Raw genomic sequence first — 25,193 nt, 5'->3', positions numbered from 1 at the left:
GACCCTACGTCGTGGACGGCACGGGAGTCATTTTCCGGACCCGGTGCGGCTCATATCTCGACGGTGTACAGGATCTGGGCGCCCTGGCGCTGGTAGCCCAGGCGCTCGTAGAAGCCGTGGGCGCCGGAGGGGTTCACGGTGTCGACGTCCAGACCGGCCGACTCGATGCCGTCGGCGGCGAGGGCCTCGATGACGCCGACGAGGAGGCTCCGCGCGACGCCGCGTCCGCGGTAGGCGCGCCGGACGCCGACGAGCTCGGTGTAGCCCTCCGAGAAGCCGAGGTTCGCCCACGCGTGCTCGTGACGGGAGGTCAGCGCGTAACCTGCCACCTCCTCGGAGCCGTCGGAGGTGCGGGCGAGGGCGACCTTGGACCACCCTGGCTCGAGCTCGCGGAGGACGCGCCGCCACGACTCCGCCGTCATGGGCTGGGACCCCCAGTGGTCGGCGAAGACCTCGTTGTGGGTACGCCGGATCTCGTCGTCGAGCTCGGGCGAGAAGTTCACCATGCGCATCCCGGACGGGAGCGGCGCCCGGGGGACCGGGTCGGACACCGGCCGGCGCATCTCCTGGAAGACCCGCTTGGGGCTGAACCCGGCGGCCACGTACAGGCGCCGGCGGTCGGCGAGGTGCTCGTCGACGTACGCCGCGAGGCGCGCGGGCAGGTCACGTCCGTCGGCGGCCAGGAGCTGCCGGGCACGCCCGTCCTGCCAGTCCAGCAGCGCGCGACCGATGCCCCCGCCCGCGCCAGGCCGGGTCGATCGTGGCGGTGAGGAACGCCCGCAGGATGTCCGTGTCACCCGGAGGGAGGTACACCACCGCCATCGCCTGCAGCGCACCGTCGGCGGAGAAGCCGCCGAGGGAGTCCCGCACCATGGTGTGGGCGGGGTCGAACGCGTCGGCCACCTGGACGGGGCTCGGCGCCGAGACCGGCCGGTCCACCACGGCGCAGCGGGCGACGAGGTCGAGCACGGCGTCCGCGTCCTCGGCGCCCAGCGTGCGCCAGGTCAGGCCGTGGTGCGGTCCGGGAACCTCGGCGACCTCAGGAGCGCGCAGTCTTGCGGCCAGAGGGGTCCGGGGGCTCGCCTGGGAGGACATGCCCCGATCCTACCGATCGGGACTTTCAGCACTGGCAGGCCGCCGGTGATCGTTCTCACCCACGTGGGCCGTGCGGGTACGGTCGCTACGCTTCCCCGGCGGAGGCGGACCAGGCGCCCGGCCGTCGAGCAACCCGCCGTCGTGAAACCGGCCGACCAGGCGTCCGGCCGTCGCGCAACCCGCTGTCGTAACCGGCAGACCACGCACCCGGCCGTCGTCAGGCGTCGATACGGTCGGCCGAGATCTGGTTGGCGCCGGCGACGATGAAGTCCTTGCGCGGGGCCACCTCGTTGCCCATGAGGAGCTCGAAGATCCGCTCCGCCTCCACGAGCGCCTCCTCGTCCGCCATGGAGATGCGACGCAGGGTGCGGCGGGCGGGGTCCATCGTGGTCTCGGCCAGCTGGTGGGCGTCCATCTCCCCCAGGCCCTTGTACCGCTGGATCGGCTCCTTGTACCGCTTGCCGGTGCGCTCGAGCTTGCGGAGCAGCGTGGTCATCTCGGCCTCGGCGTAGGTGTAGACGACCTCGCCCTTCCGACCGCCCGAGCCGGCGATCTCGACGCGGTGGAGCGGGGGGCACGGCCGCGTAGACGCGTCCGGCCTCGACGAGGGGCCGCATGTACCGGAAGAACAGCGTGAGCAGGAGCGTGCGGATGTGTGCGCCGTCGACGTCGGCGTCGGTCATCAGCACGATCTTGCCGTAGCGGGCCTGAGAGAGGTCGAAGGTGCGGCCGGAGCCCGCGCCGATCACCTGGATGATCGACGCCACCTCCGCATTCTTGAGGATGTCGCCCGGTGATGCCTTCTGGACGTTGAGGATCTTCCCGCGGATCGGCAGCAGCGCCTGGAAGTCGCTGGAGCGCGCCAGCTTGGCGGTGCCCAGGGCGCTGTCGCCCTCCACGATGAACAGCTCCGACCGCTCGACGTCGTCGCTGCGGCAGTCCGCCAGCTTGGCGGGGAGGGTGGAGGACTCCAGCGCGTTCTTCCGGCGCGAGATCTCCTTCTGCAGCCGCGCCGAGACACGGGCACGCATCTCACCGACGACCTTCTCCAGCAGCGCGGCGGCCTGGATCTTCTCCTGACGCCTGGGGGACGTCAGCAGCGCCGTCAGCTCGGTCTCGACGACCTTGGCGACGATGCCGCGGACCGGTGCGGTGCCGAGGACCTCCTTGGTCTGCCCCTCGAACTGAGGCTCGGGGAGGCGGACCGTGACGACGGCGGTGAGCCCAGCGAGCACGTCGTCCTTCTCGACCTTGCCGTCCCGGGCCGTGACCTTCAGCCTGCGGGCGTTGGAGTCGATCTGCTTGCGGAGCGTCTTCAGCAGCCCCTGCTCGAACCCGGCGAGGTGCGTGCCGCCCTTCGGGGTGGCGATGATGTTGACGAAGGCACGGACCGTGGTGTCGTACCCGATGCCCCACCGCAGCGCGATCTCCACCTCGCAGCGCCGCTCCACCTCGACCGGACGCAGATGCCCCCGGCCGTCGAGCTGCTGGACGGTCTCGGTGAAGGTGCCCTCGCCCTGCAGCCGCCAGGTGTCGGTCACGGACGTGTCCGTGGCGAGGAACTCGGCGAAGTCGACGACGCCGCCGTCGTGCCGGAAGACCTCCTCGACCGGAGCCTCCTCCCCCGGCGTCCCCGGAAGGCGGCGCTCGTCCCGGACGGTGAGCGTCAGCCCGGGGACGAGGAAGGACGTCTGCCGTGCGCGCTCGATGAGGTCCTCGTAGGAGAACTCCGCGCTCACCGGGAAGATCTGCCGGTCGGCCCAGTAGCGCACCCTGGTGCCCGTCACGCCGCGCTTGACCTTGCCGCTCACGGCCAGCTCGGAGGCGTCGGTGAACGGCTCGAACGGCGACTCGGGCGAGACGCCCGTCCGGTCGTCGTAGACGCCCGGCTCGCCGCGGTGGAACGACATGCGGTGCGTCCTGCCGCCGCGGTCGACCTCGACGTCCAGGCGTGCGGACAGGGCGTTGACCACGGAGGCGCCCACACCGTGCAGGCCGCCGGAGCTGGCGTAGGAGCCGCCGCCGAACTTGCCGCCCGCGTGCAGCTTGGTGAAGACGACCTCGACCCCGCTCAGGCCGACGGACTCGACCGTGTCGACCGGGATGCCGCGGCCGTCGTCGCGCACCTCCACGGAAGTGTCGGGGTGGAGGACGACGTCGATGTTGCGCGCGTGGCCCTCGAGCGCCTCGTCGACCGCGTTGTCGATGATCTCCCAGAGGCAGTGCATGAGTCCCCGGGAGTCCGTGGAGCCGATGTACATGCCGGGGCGCTTGCGCACGGCCTCGAGCCCCTCGAGCACCGACAGGTGGCGCGCGGTGTAGCTGGATCCGGTGGCGATGGCGGTGGACACCTGATGATCCTAGGTTTTCCGCGGCCGCGGGTCCTGCACCGACCCGCGAGTCGTGCGCCTGATCACGGTCCCCGGCGTGTGGGGGACGCGGTCGACGCCGACGCGACCCGTGGAACGGGCCCGTCCGGGAGGGGCGGCGCTCGGTGCCCGTGGCCACAGCCGCTACGCCCGGAGCGAACCGCCGTGCTCCGGTGGTATGGAAGTCGGTCGGTGGTGGTTGTATGTCAGTGTGAGCACAACGACCGATATCCCCGCCCTGACCGCTCAGGACCGATGTGACGCCTGCGGCGCGCAGGCCTACGTCCGCGTGCAGATGGAGTCCGGTGAGCTGCTCTTCTGCGCCCACCACGCCCGCAAGCACCAGGACGCACTGCGCAAGGTCGCCACGCAGATCCACGACGAGACCGACCGCCTCCACACCGAGGAGGGCGCCGCGGCGCGCTGAGCGTGACCCCGACTGCCGAAGGCCGCTACCCGCGCGGGTGGCGGCCTTCGTCGTGCGGCCGACGGTCAGAGGTGACCGCCGGGGCGTGGCCGGTCCGTGCTGAGGAACGGGGTGCGCCGGCGCGCGCCGCGGCGGGGGCTCAGGCGAGCGGCTCTGCCTCGCAGCATCTCCTCCATCGGCACACCCAGGCTTCGTGCCGTGAAGGCGTCGATCAGGCTCGGGTCCATCATCTCTCCCTCCCCTCGGTCGGTCGGTCGGTGCTCCTGCCGGAGCCGGTCGCCGCGCCCGGGTCGCGGGGGAAGGCGCGGAACTGGATCTCCACGGTGCGGGTCCCCGGTGGCCGTTCGTCCTCGCTCTGCCCGCCGAGCCGCTCGGTCCAGGCGGCCAGCAGCTGCGTGTACTCCTCGACCATCTCGGCGAGCTCCTCACGGGTTGCGTGCAGGTAGGTGTCGAGCTCGGCCGCGGAGGCGGCCCACTCCTCCTCGAGGCCCGAGCGTTTCCGCTCGTGGTAGCGGGCGGCGGACCGGTAGCGAAGCCGCAGCCACTCGTCCCCGAAGATCGCGAGCGCCTCTCGGCCCGCGGGCGTCCGCGCACGCCCGTGCTCGATGCGCGTGTCGGCCTCGACGGCGCGCCAGAACTTCTCGCGCGCGGTGCCCCGCCCCGGGACCTCCTCGATGAAGCCGTGCTTCGCGAGCTGGCGCAGGTGGTAGCTCGTCAGCCCCGACGACTCCCCCAGCCGCTCCGCGAGCTGGCTCGCGGTGGCCGGCCCCGCCATGAGTGCGTCCCACAGCTGGGTGCGCAGCGGGTGCGCCAGCGCCTTGAGCGCCACCACGTCGAGGACGCGCTGGGGCCGCTCGTGCGGGGCCTCGTCGGTCGTCATGAGAACGAGACTACTGGTGCAAACACTCCTTTGCAAGCGCTTCTTTGCAAAGAGCTGTTGTCGTACGGCGCGGCTCCGGTCATCTCCGCGGAACGGCGGGCGAGTCTTCCGCCCGGGCCGCGAGGTGCGGACCCGGGTCTCCCGGGCAGGCGGCAAGGTGCGGACCGCGCCCGGGCACGACCTGCTGCACCGGACGAGCTGAGCGGCTCCTGCACCGGACCTGTGCGGCAGGTCAGCGGTTCGGCGTTCAGCGGGTCAGCCGCGTGCTACGGCGGGTCAGCTGGTCACAGGTCCTTGGTGTAGGCGATGCCCTTGCGGTCGGCCTGGTAGCCGAGCCGGGTGTAGAGGGCGAGGGCGCCGGAGCCGTTCTCCGTGTCGACGCCGAGGTCGGCACGGTCCATGCCCGAGGCGGCGAAGGCTCGCATGGAGGCGGCGAGCAGGGCGGGCGCGATGCCGCGGCGGCGCCACCGCGGACGCACCCCGAGCAGGTCGGTCCAGCCGCAGGTGTACCCCTGGGCCTCCCAGTCCTGCTCGTAGGCCGAGGCGATCGTGTAGCCGGCGACCTCCTCCCCCTCGAGCACCACGAAGCTCCAGTCAGGCCGGAGGTAGCGCGACCCCACCACGGACCGCTGCCAGTCCTCTACCGAACGCGGCTCGCTCCCCCAGTGGCCGGCGAACGACTCGTTGTGCGCCAGCCGCACCGCCTCCGCCGGGGCCTCGGTGAACGGGACGATCCGCAGCGCCGGATCGAGGGAGACCTCCGGGACGGGACGGTCTGCGACGAGCGGTCGTGTCATGTCCACGAACCAGCGCTCGGGCCGGAAGCCTGCGCGCTCGAGCAGCCTGCGGGCGGGCCGGACGTGCTCATCGGCGTGCACGCGCACGACCGCGGGCAGCCCGCGCGCGTCGGCGGCCACCTTCTGCCGGGAGCGCTCCTCCTGCCAGCGCAGGAGCTCGCGGCCGATGCCGCGGCCCCGCCACTGCGGGTGGACGCCGCCCCAGCAGAAGGCGCGCACGGTGCGCGTGTCGCCCGGGCGGACCTCGACGACGCCGAACGCGCGCGGCACGCCGTCGGCGTCGAGCCCGAGCAGCGTGTCCGAGGCCGGGTTCTTCCAGCTCCCGTCCGTCAGCGTGTCAACCAGGTCCTCTGCGGTGTTCCGCTCCGCGGTGTCGTCGAACTGCTCCACGGTCCGGACGAGGTCGTGCCAGGCCGGCACGTCGTCGAGGGTGATCGGGCGCCACGTCATGGCGGCAGAGCGGGGCGGTGCGAGCGGCGTCGTCGTCATGCCCGTGAGCCTAGGGGCGCCGGCCCGGGCTGCTCACGCTGATTTCCGGCGAGGGGAACAGCACGTGGAGCGAGCGCTGCTCCTTCCGGATGGCCCTGCCGGCGGACCACGCGTGGGCCGCGACGCTGGCGAGGGCGCCCGCCACCGCGACCACGACGGCGACCTCGTCCGGCAGACCGAGGAGACCACCGGCCAGGGCCGCCGCCGAGCCGGCGACGACGGAGTTCACCACCGCGACGACGAACGGGGTGGCGGAGAGCAGGTGGGGCACGTGGGACCGGCCCGGCGGCACACCCATCGTGACGCCGACGCCGCGGGCGTCGTCGTAGGTGCTCATCACGAACAGCGGTGCCAGCTCCGGGGCGAGCTCGACGTACGCGTGGCGGATCCGGTTCATGCCGGCGACGCACATCGCGTCGTGGTAGTTCGAGGCGCCCAGCCGTACGAACGTCGTCACGCCGACGAACAGCACGACCGGCAGCACGACGACGGCAGCGAGGCGGAACCCGTGGCCGAACCGGTCCGCCTGGGCGACGAGGGCGAGGGCCACCACCGATCCGGAGAGCGTCGCGAGGTACATGCCGGTCCGGGCGAAGGCCTCCTGCCAGGCGAGGGAGCGGGAGGCGAGCAGGCTCCAGTGCTCGGTCGCGAGGAGCTGGGCGCGCAGCTCGGGCGGGGTGGCAGCCTCGCTGCCCTCGGACGTGCCGGAGACTGCGCCGTCGTCGGTCCGGAAGGCCATCTCGCACCTCCACAACGCGGGACGTCGTCGTCGCCGCCCGTCCTGAGAGCCTACGCCGCCCGGCCGGACGAGCACGAGGCCCGCACCGTGACGGTGCGGGCCTCGTGACGGTCCGGCGGGCCGGTCAGTCCAGGTAGTCGCGCAGGACCTGCGACCGGCTCGGGTGGCGGAGCTTCGACATCGTCTTGCTCTCGATCTGGCGGATCCGCTCGCGCGTCACGCCGTAGACCTTGCCGATCTCGTCGAGGGTCTTGGGCTGACCGTCGGTGAGGCCGAACCGCATGGACACGACGCCCGCCTCACGCTCGGAGAGGGTGTCCAGCACGGCGTGCAGCTGCTCCTGCAGCAGCGTGAAGCTGACCGCGTCGGCCGGGACGACCGCCTCCGAGTCCTCGATGAGGTCACCGAACTCGCTGTCGCCGTCCTCGCCGAGCGGGGTGTGCAGCGAGATCGGCTCTCGTCCGTACTTCTGGACCTCGACGACCTTCTCGGGGGTCATGTCGAGCTCCTTGGCGAGCTCCTCCGGGGTGGGCTCGCGGCCCAGGTCCTGGAGCATCTGCCGCTGGACGCGGGCAAGCTTGTTGATGACCTCCACCATGTGCACCGGGATGCGGATGGTGCGGGCCTGGTCCGCCATGGCGCGGGTGATGGCCTGACGGATCCACCAGGTGGCGTAGGTCGAGAACTTGTAGCCCTTGGTGTAGTCGAACTTCTCCACCGCGCGGATCAGACCGAGGTTGCCCTCCTGGATCAGGTCGAGGAAGAGCATGCCGCGGCCGGTGTACCGCTTCGCGAGCGAGACGACCAGACGCAGGTTGGCCTCGAGCAGGTGGTTCTTGGCCAGGTGACCGTCGTTGGCGATCCACTGCAGCTCGCGGCGCAGCTTCGGCGCGAGACCTTCGCCCTCGCTCGCGAGCTTCTCCTCGGCGAACAGGCCGGCCTCGATGCGCTTGGCGAGCTCGACCTCCTGCTCGGCGTTCAGCAGCGCGACCTTGCCGATCTGCTTGAGGTAGTCCTTCACCGGGTCCGCGGTGGCCCCGGCGGTCACGACCTGCTGGACCGGCGCGTCGTCGTCGTCGGCGTCGGAGACGACGAACCCCGTCTCGCCGGCGGGCACCTCGTCGTCCTTGGTGCCGGAATCCTCGGCGACGTCGGGAACGGCCTTGAGCGAGCCCTTCCTCGTCCGCGCGGAGGGCCTGCCGGCGGTGGTCTCGGCAGGCTCGGCCTTGGCGGCGGGAGCGGCCTTCGGCGCCGTCGCCTTCCTGGCGGCGGTCTTCGACGTCGCCTTCCGCGCCGTGGCCGTCTCGGCCGTCGCAGCCTGGTCCACCGAGGCCTCAGCGGGCTGGCCCGCCGTGCCGGCGGAGGTGGTCTTGGAGGCAGAGGAGGACGTCACGAAAAACCTTTCGGCGGGGTGCGGGGGCCGACGATCGATCCCTTCAGACCGTCGCAACCCTATAATTATAGCCTCGGCACGCCCGCCCGGCACCCTGGTTCGCGGATCTGCGGCACGTGAGGGCGGCGGGCCCGGCTGCCCGCCGCACGGGTCGTAACGTCACGGACGCGCGTGTTATGCCCTGGCCCGGGCTCGACCCCCTCACCGAGTTCTGGTGCGGCCGGTCCCTGCATGGCTCCTGGCGCGGTCGTTCCTGGCCCGGCCGTCGCGCCGTCCACGACGGCGGCCCCCGAGCAGTCCTGTCGAGATCTGCTCGGGGCCGAACGGCGTGCGGCCCTCACCACGGGTGTCCGTCGGGACGCGCGTGTGGCCGGCGGGACGCGCGAGTGGCCGGCGGACGCGCGCCTCGCCGGCGGGACGGGCGAGTGGGCGGCGGGACGCGGATCTCAGGCGGCGCCGCCGCGCTGGTCCGGTGTCACGACGTCGTCCCGTAGGCCTCGACGGGCTGGCAGGCGCAGACGAGATGACGGTCGCCGTAGGCCCCGTCGACCCTGCGCACCGGCGGCCAGTACTTGCCGTCGACGAGCGACGGGACGGGGGTAGACGGCCTCGGCGCGCGTGTACGGGTGGCCCCACTCCCCCGTGAGCATCTGTGCGGTGTGCGGGGCGTTCACGAGTGGGTTGTCCTCGCGCGGCCACGCGCCGGCGGCCACGTGCTGCGCCTCGGCGTGGATGGCGACCATCGCGTCGCAGAACCGGTCGAGCTCCTCGAGGTTCTCGCTCTCCGTCGGTTCCACCATGAGGGTGCCGGCCACCGGGAAGCTCATGGTCGGCGCGTGGAAGCCGTAGTCGATCAGCCGCTTGGCGACGTCGTCGACCGTGACGCCGGTGGCCGCCCGCAGCGGCCGCAGGTCGAGGATGCACTCGTGCGCGACGTGCCCGCCGGCGCCGCGGTAGAGGACGGGGTAGTGCTCCTGCAGCCGGGCGGCCACGTAGTTCGCGGCCAGGACCGCGGCACCGGTGGCGCGCCGCAGACCCTCCCCGCCCATGAGCGCCACGTACGCCCAGCTGATCGGCAGGATCGACGGCGAGCCGTACGGTGCGGCCGAGACGGCCCCGGTGCGCCGGTCGCCGTCCTGCGCGAGCGGGTGGCCGGGCAGGAACGGGGCGAGATGCGCCCGCGCCGCGACGGGACCCACGCCGGGACCGCCGCCCCCGTGCGGGATGCAGAAGGTCTTGTGCAGGTTCAGGTGGGAGACGTCGCCGCCGAAGGCACCGGGACGGGCGTGCCCGACGAGGGCGTTGAGGTTGGCCCCGTCGATGTAGACCTGGCCGCCGGCGTCGTGCACCGCCTCGCAGACCTCGCGGACCTGCTCCTCGTAGACCCCGTGGGTGGACGGGTAGGTGATCATGATGCAGGCGAGCCGGTCGGCATGATCCTGCACCTTGGCGCGCAGGTCGGCCAGGTCGACGTTGCCTCCGTCGTCGGTCGCCACGACCACCACCCGGAGGCCGGCGAGCACCGCGGACGCCGCGTTCGTGCCGTGCGCGGAGGCCGGGATCAGGCAGACGTCCCGCCCGGACTCCCCGCGCGAGCGGTGGTAGCCACGGATCGCCAGCAGGCCGGCGAGCTCCCCCTGGGAGCCGGCGTTGGGCTGGAGGCTGACCGCGTCGTACCCGGTGGCGGCCGCGAGCCATCGCTCGAGGTCGTGGACCAGCTCTAGGTACCCGGCGACGTCCTCGGCGGGCGCGAACGGGTGGATGCGCGCGAACCCCGGCCAGCTGATCGCAGCCATCTCGGCCGCCGCGTTGAGCTTCATCGTGCACGAGCCGAGCGGGATCATGCCCCGGTCGAGCGCGTAGTCCTTGTCCGAGAGCCTGCGCAGGTAGCGCATCATCGCGGTCTCGGTGCGGTAGCTGGAGAAGACGGGGTGCGTGAGGTACTCGCTCGTGCGGCGCAGGTCCTCGGGCAGGGCGACCTCGGCGGCCCCGGCCGGCTCCAGCGGGCCGGGGCCCTCTCCACCGCCGTCGGACCGCGACGCCGCCACGCCGTGGAGCGCGCGCGCGACCGCAGCGGCGAGCGTGGCGACGTCGTCGTCCGTGGTCGCCTCGTCCACCGAGACGCGGACGCGGTCGTCGTCCTCGACCCAGACGGTGATGTTCTCCTCCAGCGCTGCCTGGTGCACGACCTCGGCGCGCCCCGGCACGACGAGCTCCAGGGTGTCGAAGTAGCGCTCGTGGGCCAGGCGGACGCCGACCCGGCGGAGCCCGGCGGCCAGCGCGCGGGTGCGCGTGTGCACGCCCTCGGCGATCTCGCGGAGCCCGTCGGGCCCGTGGTACACGGCGTACATGGACGCCATGACCGCCAGCAGCACCTGGGCGGTGCAGATGTTGGAGGTCGCCTTCTCCCGGCGGATGTGCTGCTCGCGGGTCTGCAGCGCCAGACGGAGGGCTGGAGCGCCGTCGGCGTCGCGCGAGACCCCGACCAGGCGGCCGGGGAGCTGGCGCTCGAGCCCCTTGCGCACGCTGAGGTAGCCGGCGTGGGGACCGCCGAACCCGAGCGGCACCCCGAAGCGCTGGGTGGAGCCGACGGCGACGTCCGCGCCGAGCTCGCCCGCGGGGGTGAGGAGCGTGGCGGCCAGCAGGTCGGCTGCCGCGACGACCTGCGCCCCGGCGTCGTGGGCGGCGCCCACGACCCGCTCGAGCACCGAGCGGGGCAGCACCCGCCCCGAGGCGCCGGGCAGCTGGACGAGGACGCCGAAGACGCCGTCGAGGTCGACCCCGTCGAGCCCCCCGGAGAGGTCGGCGCCCACCAGCTCGATGCCGAGCGGCGCGGCCCGCGTCTCCAGCACCGCCCGGGTCTGGGCGAAGGTGTCCGCGTCGACGACGAAACGGCCCCCCAGCCCCCTTGGTGGCGCGGCGGGCCAGCAGCATCGCCTCCGCGGCCGCCGTCGCCTCGTCGAGCATCGACGCCCCGGCGACCTCGAGGCCGGTGAGGTCGACGACCATCGTCTGGAAGTTCAGCAGGGCCTCGAGACGCCCCTGGGAGATCTCCGGCTGGTACGGGGTGTAGGCGGTGTACCAGGAGGGGTTCTCCAGCACGTTCCGCTGGATGACCGGCGGCGTGAGCGTGTCGTAGTAGCCCTGGCCGATCATCGAGGTGCGCACGGTGTTGCTGTCCGCGAGGCGCCGGAGCCGTGCGAGCACCTCGTGCTCGGAGGCGGCCCCGGGCAGGCCCGCGGGTGCGCCGTCGTCCTGGATCGAGTCCGGGACGGCGGCCGCGACCAGCTCGTCGAGGGTGGCGACCCCGACCGCGGCGAGCATCTGCTCCTGCGCGCCGGCGTCGGTCCCGATGTGGCGGTCGGAGAACGCCCTCACGCGCCCTGCCCCTCGACCAGCGCGGAGTAGCCGTCGGCGTCCAGGAGGTCGCCGGGCAGGTCGGTCACGCGCAGCGTGTAGAGCCAGCCCCCCTCGTACGGGTCGGCGTTGACGGTCTCGGGGGGACTCGACCGCGGCCTCGTTCACGGAGAGCACCTCGCCGCCGGCGGGCGCGACGAGGTCCGAGACCGACTTGGTGGACTCGATCTCGCCGCACGACTCGCCGGCAGTGACGGTCGAGCCGACCTCGGGCAGGTCGAGGTAGACCACGTCGCCGAGAGCCTCCGTCGCGTAGGCGGTGATCCCCACGCGTGCGGTGTCGCCGTCGACGGCGATCCACTCGTGGTCGGCGGTGTACTGGCGGTCGTCGGGGTAGCTCACGGTTGCTCCGTTCGGTGCGGGATCTGCTTGGCGGGGTCGGGGACGGGTGCGGGTCGGTGCGGTGGGCACGGGTGGGGCGAGGGGCCCGTCAGCGCGGACGGCGGTAGAACGGCAGGTCGACGACGGACATCGGCTGCCGGCGTCCGCGCACGTCCACCTCCAGGACGGTTCCGACGGGGGCGCGCGTGCCGTCGACCAGGGCCATCGCCACCGGGTGGCCGAGGGTGGGCGAGAGCACGCCGGAGGTCACCGTGCCGATCTCGTCGCCGCCGTCCAGCACGGCGCTGCCGGCGCGTGCGGCGCGCCGGCCCTCCCCGGCCAGGCCGACGAGCGTGGTACCGCTCGGGTTCCGGGCACGCAGGGCGAGGGCGTCACGGCCGACGAAGTCGTGCTCGAGGTCGACGACGCGGCCGAGGCCCGCCTCGTACGGGGTGACGTCCGCGGTCAGCTCGTGCCCGTACAGGGGCATCCCGGCCTCGAGCCGGAGGGTGTCCCGGCAGGCCAGCCCGCACGGCACGACCCCGGCCTCGTCGCCGGCCTCCAGCAGCGCCGTCCACAGGTCGACGGCGGAGGACGCCGGCGCGGACAGCTCGAAGCCCACCTCGCCGGTGTAGCCGGTACGGGCGAGCAGCACCGGGACGCCCGCCACCTCGGCCGGTGCCGAGGCGTAGTACCGCAGGCCCGCGAGGTCCAGGTCGGTCACGCGCTGGAGCACCTCGGTGGCGGCCGGGCCCTGCAGCGCCACGAGCGCCCGCGCCTCCGTGCGGTCGGCCACGTGGACGCGGTCGCCGGAACGCACGGTGAGCTCGTCGAGGACGGTGGTGCGGTTGGCGGCGTTGGCGACGACGAGGAACTCGCTGTCGGCGAGCCGGTAGACGATGAGGTCGTCGAGCACCCCCGCCGTCCGCGGCGACCATCATCGTGTAGCGGGCCCGTCCGACCGCCAGGGCCGAGCAGCGCGAGACGAGGGCGCGGTCGAGAGCGTCCGCCGCTCCCGGCCCGGACACCTCGATCTGGCCCATGTGGGAGAGGTCGAACAGGCCGGCGCGCTCGCGCACGGCGGCGTGCTCGGCGAGGTCGGAGGTGTAGCGCAGCGGCATCTCCCAGCCCGCGAACGGCGTCGTCGCGGCGCCGGTGTCGCGGTGCACGGGGTACAGCGGGGTGCGCAGGAGTTCGGCGGTCATGCGTGGAGCTCTCCGTCGGTCGTCGGGCCGGTGCGCGGTCGCGCATCCGAGCGGCTCCCCCTCTGTGCTGGGACCTGAGAGCTTCGGGACCTACGGGTCCCTTTCACCGTGGGTGAGCCGTCGCGCGCCGTACCCGCCGCGCGAGGGACTGCTTTCCAGAGTGGCCTGATCGGGGCGGTACCGGGACCTGAGAGATTGCCGGGGCGGTTGCTCCTTCGGTGCGTCGGGACGACGACTCTCCCGCGCCGATTCGTGACGGCCGTGTATGCAGTTGTCGGCGACGCCGGGTACCTGCCGGCGGCCGCGTCGGCTGCACGCTACCACCGGCGGCCGGACAGGCCGGTCTCAGGACGCGGCGTTGAGCGGCTTGACGGCGAGGACGGGGCAGGGCGCGTCGAGCAGGATGCGCTGGGCGTTCGTGCCGAGCACGAGCTTGCCGACCGGCGATCGCCGCCGGAGGCCGATGACGATGAGCTCGGCGCCGACCTCCTCCGCCGTCGACACGAGCGACTCCGCGACGTCCTCGGAGCGGCGCAGCTGCCGGATGTCGTACGCGATGTCCGCGTCGTCGAGGAGGTCGCGGACGGTGTCCGCCTCCGCCTCGAGCGTCGAGGCGTCCTCGCCCTGGGACCGGCGCGCGAGGACCACCACGAGGCGGGAGTTGCGCCGTCGGACCTCCGTGACGGCCGCGTCGAGCGCCGCCGAACCTTCCTTCGTGGTCACGTATCCCACGACGACCGCCATACCTGCTCCGTTCCTGCCGCCGAGAGGGCGGCCCGGGTGACCGTGCCGGGGACGTTACCCGATCGGCGACCCCGCGAGGACCTGCAGAGCAGCCGGGAGGCGAACCTCCCTGCCCCCGGGCGCCGGTGGTTCACGGCATCCGCACCCACGCGGGCGGCATGCCCCCCTCCAGCGCGGCGACGACGAGCTCCGCGAGGCGGTGCCCCGGTTCCTCGGCGAGCGCCTGCCGGGCGACGACGTCGGCGCGTGCGCCCTCGTTGCCCCACCACGCCAGGTAGGCGAGCATCCCCGAGGGCGGCACCCCCCGCCGCCGGGCTCCGCGTGCGCCGCGACGGCGTGCGCGAGCGCGATCGCGGCGCCGACCACGCCGCGGTCCGGAGGAGCGGCGCCGCCAACGCGGTCACGCTCGCGCGCCTCGTGCTCGTCTCCTGGCTCGCCGGGCTCCTCGCCCTCCCCGACCCGCGGGCGTGGCAGGTGGTCCTGGTGGGTCTGTGCTGCCTCGTGCTCGACGGCGTCGACGGCCGGGTGGCGCGCAGGCGCGGGCTCGCCAGTGCGTTCGGGGCGAGGTTCGACGTCGAGGTCGACGCCGCTCTCCTCCTGGTGCTGAGCGTCGCCGTCGCCGACCTGGGCATCGCCGGGTGGTGGGTCGTCTCGATCGGTCTGATGCGTTACGTCTACGTGGGGGCGTCGGTGCGCTGGACGTGGCTGCGTGGTGCCCTGTTCCCGAGCCGGGCACGCAAGGTGGTCGGAGTGTGCGAGGTGGTCGCGGTCCTGGTGGCGCTGCTCTCGCCCCTGCTCGCCGGTCTGTCGGCCGGAGCGTCGCGGGCGCTGCTGCTCGTTGCGCTCGGTGCGCTGTGCTGGTCGTTCGCCCGGGACGTCCGGTGGCAGTATGCGAATCGTCAGAGCCGAGCCGTGTCCGCGCGGACGGCGTAGACGTCCCCGGGCGGAGCAGACCGGGGAAGCGCGCGGAGCTCGGCGACGATCTCCTCGGCGTCGAGCCAACGGTCAGTCGCCCAGCGGAGCGTCTCCAGCGGCGAGTAGGTGAACCGGTAGCTCCCCAGCTCGGCCAGCCGTTCGACGCACGCCGCCGCACGGTGGCTGACGACGGCCAGGTACTCGAAGGATAACGCCGGCAGGGGGCGGCTCAGGCCAAGCAGCACGTCGAGCTCGGAGCCCTCGACGTCGATCTTGCAGAAGCGCGGTTCGCCGTGCCGTTCGACGAGCGAGTCGAGGGTCGTCAGCGGGACGGTGAGCTCCTGGTCCCAGCGCACGGCCGTGAACCGCGGGTCGCTGCGCACCTCGTCGATCCACGACGGCGCAACCGTCGACACCGTGGGCGTGCGGGTGGCGATCTGCAGCGTCGCGGTCCCGGTGCGCGCGCCGACGGCGCAGGTCTCGACGGTGACAAGGGGGTCGCGCCCGTACAGGCGCCTGAGCACGGCCACGAGATCGGGCTGCGGCTCGACGGCGACGACCCGCGTGCCCAGTGTCCGGAAGGCCCGGAGGCGAGTTCCCACGTGCGAGCCGACGTCGAACGCCAGGTCGCCGGGACCGACGAACTGCCCGTAGAACGCGGTCATACGTCGGCGCCGCCAGAAGGCGGCGTAGGACGGCACCAGCGAACGGGCCAGTCCGCGGGCGCGGCCGACGAGCTCACCGCTCATGACTCATCGTGGCACGGGAATGGTCACCCGTCCGCGTCACAGGACGGCTGGACGAGGCGGCCGTACCGCAGCCGCGCGTGCGGAACGCCCCCGGGCGGCCAGCTGGCTGCCCGGGGGCGCTGTCTCAGCTCACCGGGAGCCGATCAGGGCCGGCCGACGGAGGACTGTGCGGCCGCCGCCATGAGGGCGCCCCGCTCCTGACCGGTGACGACGCCGGTGCTCCTGAGGTGCGCGCTCACCTCGGCCACGTGCTGGACGAAGTCGCCGTGGTCGCTCCACCGCTGTTCGTCGAGGACGAGGTCGTCGACCGAGCAGCCCAGGTCGTCCGCGACCACGTTGACGACACCGCTGTCGACCTCCCCGACCACGACGGTCTCGGACGGGTCCGTGGTGCACGGCCCCGTGGCGGTCCCGGTGACGACCAGGTCCCGCATGCGCCCGATGTTGTCGAACGAGCCGAATCCGACCCTTCCCGAGGAGAACGTGGTGTCGACGGCCGTCATCAGCGGCGTGTCCGACCCGTCGACGTAGACGGCGATCTCGCCGGTGTCCGCACAGTGCGTGACCTTGACGTCGTGCCACTCCTCGTCGGTCACGGCCGGCGGTGCGCCGACGGTGCCGTCCCACTGGTGCTCGATGCGGTACCGGTCGGCGTTGTCCACCCGGAAGATCCCGTTGTGGGCGTAGATCGTGTTGTCCTGGGAGAGGTGCGCGTAGTAGAACTCGGTCTCCGACTGGTACCCGAAGACGATGATCACGTCACGGTTGGAGATCGTGGCAGGGGTGTCGAGGCGGACCTCCGCCTCGATCTGGACGTTCCCGAACTCTCGTCCCTCGGTCAGGATCGCGTACTCGAACGGGCGGCGGTAGCCGCCGGGGGTTGACCCCAGCCTCCGCGAGGACGATCTCGTCACCCGGGAACTCCCACTTCTCGGGCGTGAGCGGGTCCCAGTTCTCTCCCGCCATGACGTCGGTGACCCTGGTGTCGCCGAGTTCGCAGCCGGCGAAGCGTCCGCTGCGGCGAGCGCCTCGCCGGCCGCGGCCTGGGCCGCGGCCGGGATCGCACCCAGGGCCAGCGCCAGGGCCGCCCCTGCGCATGCGCGTGCTGTTCTTCTGACTCTCATGTCTCACGTCCTTGTGATGTGTCTCGTGTCTTCGGGGCCCGGCCGGCGCCCGTGGCCCGCGGCGCCGGCCGGACCGGGGGGTGGTCAGTCGCGGCCGTACCGCTCGAACTGGGCCTTGATCTGCCCGTCGGTCGGCACGCTGTCGAGGAACATCAGGTCGTCCATGCGGCAGTTGCAGGGGTTCTGCTCACGCGTGTCCTGCGGGTAGCTCCCGCCGATCTTGATCCCGGCCGGATCGGTGGCGGAGGTCCCGGTGCCGTCCACCCGCCAGGGGTCGCCCGCTGTGGTGTATCCGCCGGGCAGCTTCTCGCCGTTCATGAACAGCTGCATCTCTCCGGCCGCGAAGTCGAACGTCGCGGTGAGGTGCACCCACTCGTCCGTGAGGACCTCCTGCCACGGCGCGTCGGCCGCGTAGGTCCAGGACGACCCGTCGTCGAGCCGGCGTCCGAGCGCCACGACCTTCAGCTCGCCGTCGACGTTGATGACCTCCAGCAGGGCCCGCACGCCGTGCCCGTCGGAGCTGCCCGAGAGGACTCCGGCCAGGCCGATGGCGTTGAAGCGGTCGTCCGGGTTCGCCGTGTTCGAGTTCGGGGCCGGGTGCTCGCCCGTCGTGCGGAACCACCCCATGACGGTGATCTGGTCCGCCTGGTTGAACGCGGAGAGCGAGCCCACGCCGCCGGCTTCGTAGACTCCCGCCTTCCAGTCGTCGTTGCCGGCCGTGGCCGGACTGACCTGCTGGGTCTGCAGCGCCAGTCCGGCGCCGGGGTAGGCCTCGTCGCTCACGCGCATCTGCTCGCCGCCGTTGACAAGGGTGATGTCGGTGCCCGAGCGGCCCTGGTCCGTCTCGATGGCCGGGTCGGTCGCGGGGCTGTCGAACGTGTAATGGGCGACGACGTCTCCGGACAGGCCGGGCAGGACGGCGGACCCGCCGGGAGCCTCGTTCTCCGGCGGCACCTTGTGCGCACCGGTGATCCTCCAGATCTTCCCGTTGGCCTTGGCCACCAGGTACAGGTCACCCTCGTCGTCGCTGCCGAACCTCAGGTCCACCCGCTTGTCGCCGACGAGCTCCTGGAAGGTGGTCTCCTTCCCGTCGGCGACGACCTTGAGGTGCTCGATCGGAGCGAGCCTGCCGCTCTCGCGGTTCATCTCGCCCGCGATGGTGGAGTAGACGTGTCCGCGGACGAGGTCGGCGAACAGGTACCGCCCCTTCAGCAGCGGGATGTCACCGCGGTACACGTAACCGCCCGCCACGGCGACACCGGCGTCGCCCCTCTGGCCGGGGTCCCGGTTGTGGTCGTAGGCGGCCACCGGATAGGTGAAGCCGAACTCGTCGTCGTTGGCGGGCAGCGGGTAGATCTGACGGTTCTCGGCGAGGAACGGCCCCTCGCGCTCGGACCATCCGAAGTTGTCTCCGGCGCGCACCTCGTAGATCGACTCCACCTGCCACTCGCCGATGTGGCCGAGGAACATGCGGTTGTCACCCTGCGGGTCCCAGCTGATGCGGTGCGGGTCCCGCATGCCGACGGCGTAGATCTCGCCCAGGGCCCCTGGCGTGTCCACGAAGGGGTTGGTGCCCGGGACGCCGTACTGCCCGTTCTCGCTGTCGTCGCCGAGCGGGTCGATGCGGAAGATCTTCCCGTGCGGGGTGGCAAGGTCCTGCGGGTTGCTGTTTCCGACGCCGTTGCCACCGTCGCCGACGAGCATGTAGAGCAGCCCGTAGTCCTCGTCGCCCGGTTCCGCGGTGGGGTTGAACTCGATCTGCTGGACGGTGTGCACGCGGCCCGCGAACGGGATGCGCATGACCTCCCGGCTGGTACCCGCGAACGTCTCGGCGGCGGGGTCGTCGGTGGTCCACTCGGTGATCACGGAGTGGTAGGCCGTTCCGCCGTACTCGGGGAAGTCCGGCTCATGCTCCTCGAGCGCGCCGCGGGCCTCCGTGTGGACGGTGTAGAACTTCCCGTTCTCCGCGAATTCCGGGTGGAACTCGACGAACCCGAAGCCGGTGCCGAGACCCGCGTGGTCGTGAATGTGGTCGGCGAAGGCGGCGCGCACGTCGAGGTACTGGACGTAGCCGCCGTCATCCTCGCCCAGGACGTACATCGTGCCGTTCATGTCCGGGACGTACAGCCGGCCCGAACCGTCGGGGATCTCGCCGATGTGGTTGATGCGGTTGTGCCGCACCAGGCGCTGGTCGGTGGGTTCCTGGCGTGGTGAGGATTCGGGGAGCTGTGCGAACTCCTCCACCTCGATCGCCAGGGTGGAGGGCGTTGGGTCCGGCAGCGGGTTGAGCAACGGCTCACCCTCCGCGACCGCCGGCGAGGAGACCAGGGAGAGGCACAGTGCCGAGCCGACCGCTACTGCGGTCGCCACGTTGCGGCGCCGTACCCCCTGGCCCCCGGTGTTTGCTGACGTCATCGTCGGCTCCTTTCGGGAAGCGCTTTCACGGCGATCCCGAAGGTACCGGTGTGTCCGAATCGTGACAATACCCGGGGCCATTTTTCAGAAATTTCGAGGGCTATTGTCGCCGAGAATTATGGCGCGCCGAAATGACCCCCGCGCGGGATATCTCCGGGAGTTGGTGCGGCATCCTGGATGCGCCTGATCGGGTCCTGTTTCCTCCTTCGTCTGCGCTCACGTTCCGGCTGGCGGCGCCGAGCTGGACGGGCTGCGTCCGGCCGGGCGGTGCGGGCGGTCGCCTGGCGGGCTGGGAGCCCGGCTGACGTGCGTGGCTGGCTGGGGGGCTGCGGCTGGCCGGGTGGGGCTGGGTGCCGGCTGGCGGACCTGGGCGACCGTCAGGTCAGTGCGGGAGGTGGACGGCGGTTACGTCACAGGTACGGCTGCACGAGGCGGCCGTACCGTTCCGCGACGACGGCGAGAACGTCGTCGCCGTCGGTGTCCCAGATGTCCTGGTTGAAGATCTCGACCTCGACGTCGCCGGTGTATCCGCTCTCGGCGACCCAGCGCGTGACGGTCGGGAAGTCGATGAACCCGTCGCCCATGTACCCGCGCGAGAGGAGGGGGTCGGCGGCGATCGGCTGGATCCAGTCGCACACCTGGTAGGAGGCGAGGCGGCCGGTCCGTCCGGCGCGGGCGATCTGCCTGCGAAGGTCCGGGTCCCACCACACGTGGTAGGTGTCGACGACGACGCCGACCGTCTCGGGCGCGAACGGTTCCGCGAGGTCGAGGCACTGGGCGAGGGTCGAGAGCACGGCGCGGTCCGCGGCGAAGATGGGGTGCAGGGGCTCGAGGACCAGGCGGACGTCGTGCTCCTGCGCGAAGGGGACGAGCTCGCCGATGCGGTCGGCCACCCGCCGCCGCGCCTCGACGATGTCCTTGTCCCCGCCCGGCCGGGCCGGTGCGTTGGGCCCCGTGGCCGCGGGCAGGCCGCCGACGACCATGATGAGCTCACGGGTGCCGAGGGTGGCCGCCTCGACGACGGCGGCACGGTTGTCCTCGAGGGAGGCCCTTCGGCCGTCGTCGTCGGCCGCCGTGAGGAAGCCGCCGCGGCACAGCGAGGACACGCGCAGCCCGGCGTCCCGGACGAGTCGTGCGGCACGCTCGAGCCCAGCCTCGGCCACCCGGTCGCGCCAGAGCCCGACCGCCGGCAGTCCGGCGCGCACGGCGCCGTCGACCGCCTCCTCGAGCGTCCACGCCTTGGTGGTGGCGGTGTTGAGCGACAGGCGCGTCAGGTCTGCGTCCGGCACGGAGCCGGCGGGGGCGTGCGCCGCGGTGGATCGGCTGGTCATCGCGCAGCCTCCGGGGGCAGGCCGTTGACGGCGAGGTACTGGGCCATCCGCCTGGCGGCGAGGTCCGGGCGGAGGAGCAGCCCCGCGGCGTCGGCGAGGCGGAAGAGCTCCACGAGGTGCGGCACCGAACGTCCGGAGTGCAGTCCGCCCACCATCTGGAACCCGGGCTGGTGGCCGTTCAGCCAGGCGAGGAACGCGATGCCGGTCTTGTAGTAGTAGGTCGGGGCCGCGAAGATGTGCCGCCCGAGGGCCTGCGTCGACGCGAGGATCTCGTGGGCGCGGTCCGGCTGGTCCGTGTCCAGCAGCTGCAGGGCGGTGGAGGCGGCCGGCGCGATGGCGGCGAAGATGCCGAGCAGGGCGTCCGAGTGGCCGCGAGAGTCGCCGACGACGAGGTCGGGGTAGTTGTAGTCGTCTCCCGTGTACATCCGCACGCCCGCGGGCAGCCGCTCGCGGAGCCAGATCTCGAGCTCGGCGTCCAGGAGGGAGACCTTGATTCCGTCGACCTTCTCGGCGTTGTCCCGGATCAGGCCGAGGACGATCTCGGCCGCACGGTAGGGTTCCGTCGTGCCCCAGTAGCCGGCCAGGGCTGGGTCGAAGACCTCGCCGAGCCAGTGCAGGATCACCGGACGGGTGACCTCCCGCAGCAGGGTCGTGCATACGGCGAGGTAGTCCGCCGAGTCACGGGCGACGGCGGCAAGTGCGCGGGAGGCCATGAGGATGGGCTTCGCGCCCGCCTGGGTGACGACCTCCAGCTGGTCGCGGTAGGCCTCGAGGACCCGTCCCAGGGCCTGCTCGGGGGCGAGCCCGGCCACGGCTGAGAGGGCGAGGTGGTCGGTGCCGGCGCCGCAGGCGACCTGCCCGCCCACGGCCCGCGCCTCCGCCGCGGACCGCCGGATGAGCTCGGTGGCGGCGGGCCAGTCGAGCCCCATGCCCCGCTGTGCGGTGTCCATGGCCTCGGCGACGCGGGCGGGTGGACCAGCGCCGCCAGCGTGCGGCCGGCGCGGAGGGCGACGAGTCGCTGCCGTCGGCGTGGCTGACCGTGCGGGTGCCGGCGGCGGAGCTGACGAGCGTCCTCGAGGAGCTGAGAACGATCGGGGAGGTCCGCCAGCTGGACGAGGCGTCCACCGACGTCACGACCGCCGCGCGGGACCTCGACGCCCGGATCAAGGCCCTGCAGACCTCGGTGGACCGCCTGCTCGCCATCATGGCCGGCGCCAGGGACACCGCGGCCCTTCTCGCCACCGAGAGCGAGATCAGCGAGCGTCAGGCCGAGCTCGAGTCCCTCCAGTCCGAGCGCGCGCACCTCGCGGACCAGGTGTCGATGTCGACGCTCCGGGTGGACCTCGTGGCGAAGGACGCGCCGGTCGCCGTCGAGGCGAAGGGGTTCCTGGGCGGCCTGCGCACCGGCTGGGACTCGCTCGTCACGGCGGTCGACGGCGTGCTCGTGGCGCTCGGTGTGCTGCTGCCCTGGCTCGTCGTCCTGGGCGTCCCGCTCGGCGTCGCGCTGTGGCTCGCGCGGCGCCGACGTTTCGCCGGGGTCGCCCGCCCGGCCCCGGCCACCGGGGACGACGCTGCCTGACGTGGCTGCGCCGTCGTCGTCTCAGCGCGGCTTGACCAGCGGGAAGGTGATCGTCTCCCTGATGCCCCGGCCGGTCAGCGCCATCAGCAGCCGGTCGATGCCCATCCCCATGCCGCCGGCCGGCGGCATGCCCTGCTCCATGGCCTCGAGGAAGTCCTCGTCGAGGACCATCGCCTCGGGGTCGCCGGCGGCGGCCGCCAGCGCCTGGGCGGCGAACCGCTCGCGCTGCACGACCGGGTCGACGAGCTCCGAGTAGGCCGTCGCGAGCTCGAAGCCGCGCACGTACAGGTCCCACTTCTCCACGACGCCCGGCCTGGAACGGTGGGCACGGGTCAGCGGGGAGGTGTCGACGGGGAAGTCGCGCACGAACGTCGGCGCGTACAGGTCGTCACCCACGAGGTGCTCGAACAGCTCCTCGACGACCTTGCCGTGGGTGTAGTGCGGCGCGAGATCGAGGCCGAGGCGCTCGGCGTGGGCCTCGAGGACCTCGTCCGGCGTCTCCGGGGTGATCTCCTCGCCGAGCTTCTCCGAGACGGACTCGAACAGGCCGATCTGCGCCCACTCGCCGCCGAGGTCGTACTCGGTGCCGTCCTCGAGCGTCACGGTGGTCGAGCCGTACGCGTCGAGCGCGGCCTGCTGCACAAGCGTGCGGGTCAGCTCGGCCATGGTGTCGTAGGAGCCGTACGCCTCGTACGCCTCGAGCATCGAGAACTCGGGCGAGTGGGTGGAGTCGGCGCCCTCGTTGCGGAAGTTCCGGTTGATCTCGAAGACCCTGTCCACGCCGCCGACGACGGCGCGCTTGAGGAAGAGCTCCGGCGCGATGCGCATGTACAGGTCGATGTCGTAGGCGTTCATGTGGGTCACGAACGGCCGGGCCGCGGCACCGCCGGGCTGGACCTGGAGCATCGGGGTCTCGATCTCGACGAAGTCGCGCGAGTCGAGCGTGCGGCGCAACGACTTCACCACGGCGGCGCGCGTGCGCACCATCTCGCGGGCGGCCGGCCGCATGATGAGGTCGAGGTGACGGCGGCGGACCCGCCCCTCCTCGGAGAGGGCGACGGTCTCGCCGGCCTCGTTCTCGTACGTCTTGGGCAGCGGGCGCAGCGCCTTCGCCGCGAGCTGGAAGGAGTCGGCGAAGACGCTCAGCTCCCCGCGGCGGGAGGCGATGACACGGCCGTGGACGAAGAGGTGGTCGCCGAGGTCGACGTCGGACTTGAAGGACGCCAGGGCCTCGTCACCGACCTCCGCCCTGGAGAGCATGGCCTGGAGCTGGTTGCCGGAACCGTCCTGCAGGGTGGCGAAGCACAGCTTGCCCGTGTTGCGCAGGTACATCACGCGGCCGGCCACGCCGACCACGTTGTCGGTCTCCTCGCCCGCGGCCAGGTCGGCGAACTGCGCGCGCACCTCCGCGACGGTCGTCGTGATCGGCAGGGTGACCGGGTAGGGGTCGACGCCGGAGTCGAGGAGCCGCTGACGCTTCTCGGTCCGCACCCGCACCTGCTCGGGTGCGTCGTGGGTCTGCTCGTCGCGCTCGGCGCCGGTGGTCGCGGCGCTCTTCTCCTCGGTCTGCTCGGTCACCGGTCAAGGGTAGCCGGGGACGGCGGACCGCTCCGCGCGGGGCCTGTGAGGTGCGCCGCCCTCGAAGAGCCCGCGCGACCCGGACGCGTCCCCGGCCGCAGGCACGTCCTCGCCGCCGGCTCAGATCTGGACGGACGGGTCCTCGCCGGGCAGCGACGCACGGTAGGAGGCGGTGGTGATCCCGCTGGACTCCACGTAGGGCGCCTCGCCGGCCTCGGTGTCCGGCACCAGCCCGGGCTCCTCCCCCACGTCGACGATCCTGTTGTCCGCGTCCACGAACACCACGTGAGGCGTGTAGGTGCGGGCGTCGGCGTCGTCGAGCTGGCCGTAGGCAATGAGGATCACCAGGTCGCCGGCGTGGACGAGGTGGGCGGCGGCGCCGTTGATGCACAGCACCCCGGAGCCGCGCTCGCCGGGGATGACGTAGGTGGTGAGCCGGGCGCCGTTGGTGACGTCCACGACGTCGACCTGTTGGCCCGGCAGCAGGTCGGCGGCGTCGAGCAGGTCGGCGTCGACAGTGATCGAGCCGACGTAGTGCAGGTCCGCCGCGGTGATCGTGGCCCGGTGGATCTTGGAGATCATCATGGGGCGCAGCAGTGAGCGGGGGCTGGTCACGGTCGGGGTCCTTGCAGGTCGACGGTCATGTTGTCGATGAGCCGGGTGGTCCCGACCCAGGCGGCCACTGCGAGAAGGCCGGCGCCGGTCGCACGCTCGTCCAGCGGGAGGAACGTGTCCGGATCGACAAGAGCAAGGTAGTCCACCCTGACGCCCTCCGCAGCGCCCAGCACGTCCTCGGCCACCCGCCGGACCTCGGCGACCGCGCCGCCCGCGGCCGCCGCGTCGCGTCCCGCCGCGAGCGCCCGGGACAGCGCCAGGGCACGACGGCGCTCGTCGGGCGAGAGGTAGGCGTTGCGGCTGGACATCGCGAGGCCGTCCTCCTCCCGGCGGATCGGCACCCCGACGATCTGTACGCCGAGATCAAGATCACGCACCAGCGTGCGCACCAGCGCGAGCTGCTGGGCGTCCTTCTGGCCGAAGACCGCGACGTCCGGGCGCACCAGGTTCAGCACCTTCGCGACGATCTGCAGGACGCCGGCGAAATGCCCGGGCCTGGTCCGGCCCTCGAGCACGCCCGCCACCGGGCCCGGGTCGACCCGGACGAGCGGCTGCGCCGGGTACGCCTCCTCGTCCGAGGGGGCGAACACCAGGTCGACACCCTCGTGGGCGAGCAGCGCCACGTCCGCGTCGACGTCACGCGGGTAGGCCTCGAAGTCCTCGCCCGGGCCGAACTGCAGCGGGTTGACGTAGATCGAGACCACCACGTGCTCGGCCCGCGAGCGCGCCTCCCGGACGAGCGAGAGGTGACCGTCGTGCAGGGCGCCCATCGTCATCACGAGCGCCCGGGAGCCGGGCAGCGCCGCGAGCGCGGCCCGCAGCTCGGCCCTCGTGCCCACGACGACCGGCTCGATCGGGGTGGCGGCGGCCCGCGGGAACCGACCGGGGCAGCCGCAGCGCCCGTGCCAGGGCGACGGCGTACAGCGCGGCGGCCGCCATCACGGCCAGCCGCGTCCACGACACCTCCTCCGCCGGCGCCATGCCGGAGGCCACGAACCCGCACAGCACGGC

The 25,193-nt window shown here is 72.5% G+C and carries 21 protein-coding genes, 4 pseudogenes and 1 riboswitch; of the genes and pseudogenes, 3 read left to right on the top strand and 22 right to left on the bottom strand.

The window, feature by feature from the left end:
- Positions 1 to 50 precede the first annotated feature (50 nt).
- From DA06_RS09650 to DA06_RS09640, 3 genes and pseudogenes are all read right to left on the bottom strand, one after another.
- A complete protein-coding gene (locus DA06_RS09650) occupies positions 51 to 506 on the bottom strand; it encodes a GNAT family N-acetyltransferase (RefSeq protein ID WP_418607956.1) in 456 nt (151 codons plus the stop codon).
- Positions 507 to 663: 157 nt separating this feature from the next.
- Positions 664 to 1,095 (bottom strand): hypothetical protein, encoded by a 432-nt coding sequence (locus tag DA06_RS09645; protein ID WP_052436586.1) that lies wholly within the window; start codon positions 1,093 to 1,095, stop codon positions 664 to 666.
- A gap of 217 nt (positions 1,096 to 1,312) precedes the next feature.
- A pseudogene (locus tag DA06_RS09640) lies at positions 1,313 to 3,446 on the bottom strand (DNA gyrase/topoisomerase IV subunit B).
- Between the two features lie 196 nt (positions 3,447 to 3,642).
- Here DA06_RS09640 and DA06_RS09635 point away from each other — a divergent pair.
- Positions 3,643 to 3,891 carry a DUF7455 domain-containing protein gene (locus tag DA06_RS09635; RefSeq protein ID WP_052436585.1) on the top strand — a complete coding sequence of 83 codons (249 nt, stop codon included), beginning with the start codon at positions 3,643 to 3,645 and terminating at the stop codon, positions 3,889 to 3,891.
- 65 nt (positions 3,892 to 3,956) lie between these two features.
- Here DA06_RS09635 and DA06_RS09630 read toward each other — a convergent pair whose 3' ends face one another.
- From DA06_RS09630 to DA06_RS09580, 11 genes and pseudogenes are all read right to left on the bottom strand, one after another.
- Complete coding sequence (locus DA06_RS09630; protein ID WP_418607539.1) at positions 3,957 to 4,121, bottom strand: hypothetical protein; 165 nt, start codon at positions 4,119 to 4,121, stop codon at positions 3,957 to 3,959.
- Positions 4,118 to 4,771 (bottom strand): winged helix-turn-helix domain-containing protein, encoded by a 654-nt coding sequence (locus DA06_RS09625; RefSeq protein WP_052436584.1) that lies wholly within the window; start codon positions 4,769 to 4,771, stop codon positions 4,118 to 4,120. The genes DA06_RS09630 and DA06_RS09625 overlap by 4 nt, the downstream gene beginning before the upstream one ends.
- 284 nt (positions 4,772 to 5,055) lie before the next feature.
- Entirely contained in the window at positions 5,056 to 6,057 is a 1,002-nt protein-coding gene (locus DA06_RS09620) for a GNAT family N-acetyltransferase (protein ID WP_043499455.1), read from the bottom strand.
- A gap of 10 nt (positions 6,058 to 6,067) precedes the next feature.
- Positions 6,068 to 6,796 (bottom strand): hypothetical protein, encoded by a 729-nt coding sequence (locus DA06_RS09615; RefSeq protein WP_052436582.1) that lies wholly within the window; start codon positions 6,794 to 6,796, stop codon positions 6,068 to 6,070.
- A 124-nt stretch (positions 6,797 to 6,920) separates the two neighbouring features.
- Complete coding sequence (locus DA06_RS09610) at positions 6,921 to 8,258, bottom strand: RNA polymerase sigma factor (RefSeq protein ID WP_418607955.1); 1,338 nt, start codon at positions 8,256 to 8,258, stop codon at positions 6,921 to 6,923.
- 406 nt (positions 8,259 to 8,664) lie between these two features.
- Positions 8,665 to 11,513: pseudogene (gene gcvP, locus DA06_RS09605) on the bottom strand (aminomethyl-transferring glycine dehydrogenase).
- A gap of 50 nt (positions 11,514 to 11,563) precedes the next feature.
- Positions 11,564 to 11,641: a hypothetical protein gene (locus tag DA06_RS09600; RefSeq protein WP_418607954.1), complete on the bottom strand. Its 78-nt coding sequence runs from the start codon at positions 11,639 to 11,641 to the stop codon at positions 11,564 to 11,566.
- Positions 11,642 to 11,753: 112 nt separating this feature from the next.
- Positions 11,754 to 11,876, bottom strand: a pseudogene (locus DA06_RS09595) (glycine cleavage system protein H); the annotation flags it as partial.
- A 160-nt stretch (positions 11,877 to 12,036) separates the two neighbouring features.
- Positions 12,037 to 13,132: pseudogene (gene gcvT / locus DA06_RS09590) on the bottom strand (glycine cleavage system aminomethyltransferase GcvT).
- 165 nt (positions 13,133 to 13,297) lie between these two features.
- Positions 13,298 to 13,385, bottom strand: a riboswitch (glycine riboswitch).
- A gap of 92 nt (positions 13,386 to 13,477) precedes the next feature.
- Positions 13,478 to 13,876, bottom strand: coding sequence for a universal stress protein (locus tag DA06_RS09585; RefSeq protein WP_043499449.1), 399 nt, complete (start codon positions 13,874 to 13,876; stop codon positions 13,478 to 13,480).
- A gap of 130 nt (positions 13,877 to 14,006) precedes the next feature.
- The gene (locus DA06_RS09580) at positions 14,007 to 14,162 is read right to left on the bottom strand and encodes a DUF4192 family protein (protein WP_418607536.1); all 156 of its coding nucleotides are present in this window, start codon (positions 14,160 to 14,162) and stop codon (positions 14,007 to 14,009) included.
- A 35-nt stretch (positions 14,163 to 14,197) separates the two neighbouring features.
- Here DA06_RS09580 and DA06_RS09575 point away from each other — a divergent pair, with 35 nt between their 5' ends.
- Positions 14,198 to 14,809: a CDP-alcohol phosphatidyltransferase family protein gene (locus DA06_RS09575; RefSeq protein ID WP_418607535.1), complete on the top strand. Its 612-nt coding sequence runs from the start codon at positions 14,198 to 14,200 to the stop codon at positions 14,807 to 14,809.
- Here DA06_RS09575 and DA06_RS09570 read toward each other — a convergent pair.
- From DA06_RS09570 to DA06_RS09550, 5 genes are all read right to left on the bottom strand, one after another.
- On the bottom strand, positions 14,776 to 15,540 hold the full coding sequence (locus DA06_RS09570; RefSeq protein WP_043499439.1) for an FkbM family methyltransferase: 765 nt from the start codon (positions 15,538 to 15,540) through the stop codon (positions 14,776 to 14,778). The genes DA06_RS09575 and DA06_RS09570 overlap by 34 nt on opposite strands.
- Positions 15,541 to 15,683: 143 nt before the next feature.
- Positions 15,684 to 16,454, bottom strand: a complete 771-nt coding sequence (locus tag DA06_RS09565; RefSeq protein WP_418607533.1) for a hypothetical protein — start codon at positions 16,452 to 16,454, stop codon at positions 15,684 to 15,686.
- 294 nt (positions 16,455 to 16,748) lie between these two features.
- Positions 16,749 to 19,079, bottom strand: coding sequence for a PQQ-dependent sugar dehydrogenase (locus tag DA06_RS09560; protein WP_052436580.1), 2,331 nt, complete (start codon positions 19,077 to 19,079; stop codon positions 16,749 to 16,751).
- Positions 19,080 to 19,489: 410 nt separating this feature from the next.
- Positions 19,490 to 20,410, bottom strand: a complete 921-nt coding sequence (locus tag DA06_RS09555; protein ID WP_052436579.1) for a sugar phosphate isomerase/epimerase family protein — start codon at positions 20,408 to 20,410, stop codon at positions 19,490 to 19,492.
- On the bottom strand, positions 20,407 to 21,360 hold the full coding sequence (locus DA06_RS09550) for a DUF993 family protein (RefSeq protein WP_418607532.1): 954 nt from the start codon (positions 21,358 to 21,360) through the stop codon (positions 20,407 to 20,409). Before DA06_RS09550 ends, DA06_RS09555 begins: the two co-directional genes overlap by 4 nt.
- 20 nt (positions 21,361 to 21,380) lie before the next feature.
- Between DA06_RS09550 and DA06_RS09545 the strand changes: the two genes are divergently transcribed.
- Positions 21,381 to 21,989 (top strand): DUF4349 domain-containing protein, encoded by a 609-nt coding sequence (locus tag DA06_RS09545; RefSeq protein WP_052436577.1) that lies wholly within the window; start codon positions 21,381 to 21,383, stop codon positions 21,987 to 21,989.
- A gap of 21 nt (positions 21,990 to 22,010) precedes the next feature.
- On the opposite strand, the gene lysS is transcribed toward DA06_RS09545, so the two are convergent.
- From lysS to panC, 3 genes are all read right to left on the bottom strand, one after another.
- Complete coding sequence (lysS, locus tag DA06_RS09540) at positions 22,011 to 23,567, bottom strand: lysine--tRNA ligase (protein WP_043499424.1); 1,557 nt, start codon at positions 23,565 to 23,567, stop codon at positions 22,011 to 22,013.
- 120 nt (positions 23,568 to 23,687) lie between these two features.
- Positions 23,688 to 24,152, bottom strand: coding sequence for an aspartate 1-decarboxylase (gene panD / locus DA06_RS09535; RefSeq protein ID WP_052436578.1), 465 nt, complete (start codon positions 24,150 to 24,152; stop codon positions 23,688 to 23,690).
- Positions 24,153 to 24,178: 26 nt separating this feature from the next.
- Positions 24,179 to 25,021: a pantoate--beta-alanine ligase gene (gene panC / locus DA06_RS09530; RefSeq protein ID WP_418607530.1), complete on the bottom strand. Its 843-nt coding sequence runs from the start codon at positions 25,019 to 25,021 to the stop codon at positions 24,179 to 24,181.
- Between the last annotated feature and the right edge of the window lie 172 nt (positions 25,022 to 25,193).

This window comes from Georgenia sp. SUBG003, from assembly GCF_000715355.2.
GTDB lineage: Bacteria > Actinomycetota > Actinomycetes > Actinomycetales > Actinomycetaceae > Georgenia.
This window is presented reverse-complemented; position numbering and strand designations above follow the sequence as displayed.

Coding starts and splice junctions, on each gene's coding strand:
- DA06_RS09570 (WP_043499439.1), bottom strand. CDS start 15,540: ATGAGCGGTGAGCTCGTCGGCCGCGCCCGCGGACTGGCCCGTTCGCTG.
- DA06_RS09620 (WP_043499455.1), bottom strand. CDS start 6,057: ATGACGACGACGCCGCTCGCACCGCCCCGCTCTGCCGCCATGACGTGG.
- DA06_RS09580 (WP_418607536.1), bottom strand. CDS start 14,162: ATGCTCGCCTACCTGGCGTGGTGGGGCAACGAGGGCGCACGCGCCGAC.
- DA06_RS09550 (WP_418607532.1), bottom strand. CDS start 21,360: ATGGACACCGCACAGCGGGGCATGGGGCTCGACTGGCCCGCCGCCACC.
- DA06_RS09560 (WP_052436580.1), bottom strand. CDS start 19,079: ATGACGTCAGCAAACACCGGGGGCCAGGGGGTACGGCGCCGCAACGTG.
- DA06_RS09650 (WP_418607956.1), bottom strand. CDS start 506: ATGGTGAACTTCTCGCCCGAGCTCGACGACGAGATCCGGCGTACCCAC.
- DA06_RS09645 (WP_052436586.1), bottom strand. CDS start 1,095: ATGTCCTCCCAGGCGAGCCCCCGGACCCCTCTGGCCGCAAGACTGCGC.
- DA06_RS09585 (WP_043499449.1), bottom strand. CDS start 13,876: ATGGCGGTCGTCGTGGGATACGTGACCACGAAGGAAGGTTCGGCGGCG.
- DA06_RS09555 (WP_052436579.1), bottom strand. CDS start 20,410: ATGACCAGCCGATCCACCGCGGCGCACGCCCCCGCCGGCTCCGTGCCG.
- DA06_RS09635 (WP_052436585.1), top strand. CDS start 3,643: ATGGAAGTCGGTCGGTGGTGGTTGTATGTCAGTGTGAGCACAACGACC.
- DA06_RS09625 (WP_052436584.1), bottom strand. CDS start 4,771: ATGACGACCGACGAGGCCCCGCACGAGCGGCCCCAGCGCGTCCTCGAC.
- DA06_RS09615 (WP_052436582.1), bottom strand. CDS start 6,796: ATGGCCTTCCGGACCGACGACGGCGCAGTCTCCGGCACGTCCGAGGGC.
- DA06_RS09630 (WP_418607539.1), bottom strand. CDS start 4,121: ATGATGGACCCGAGCCTGATCGACGCCTTCACGGCACGAAGCCTGGGT.
- panD (WP_052436578.1), bottom strand. CDS start 24,152: ATGATGATCTCCAAGATCCACCGGGCCACGATCACCGCGGCGGACCTG.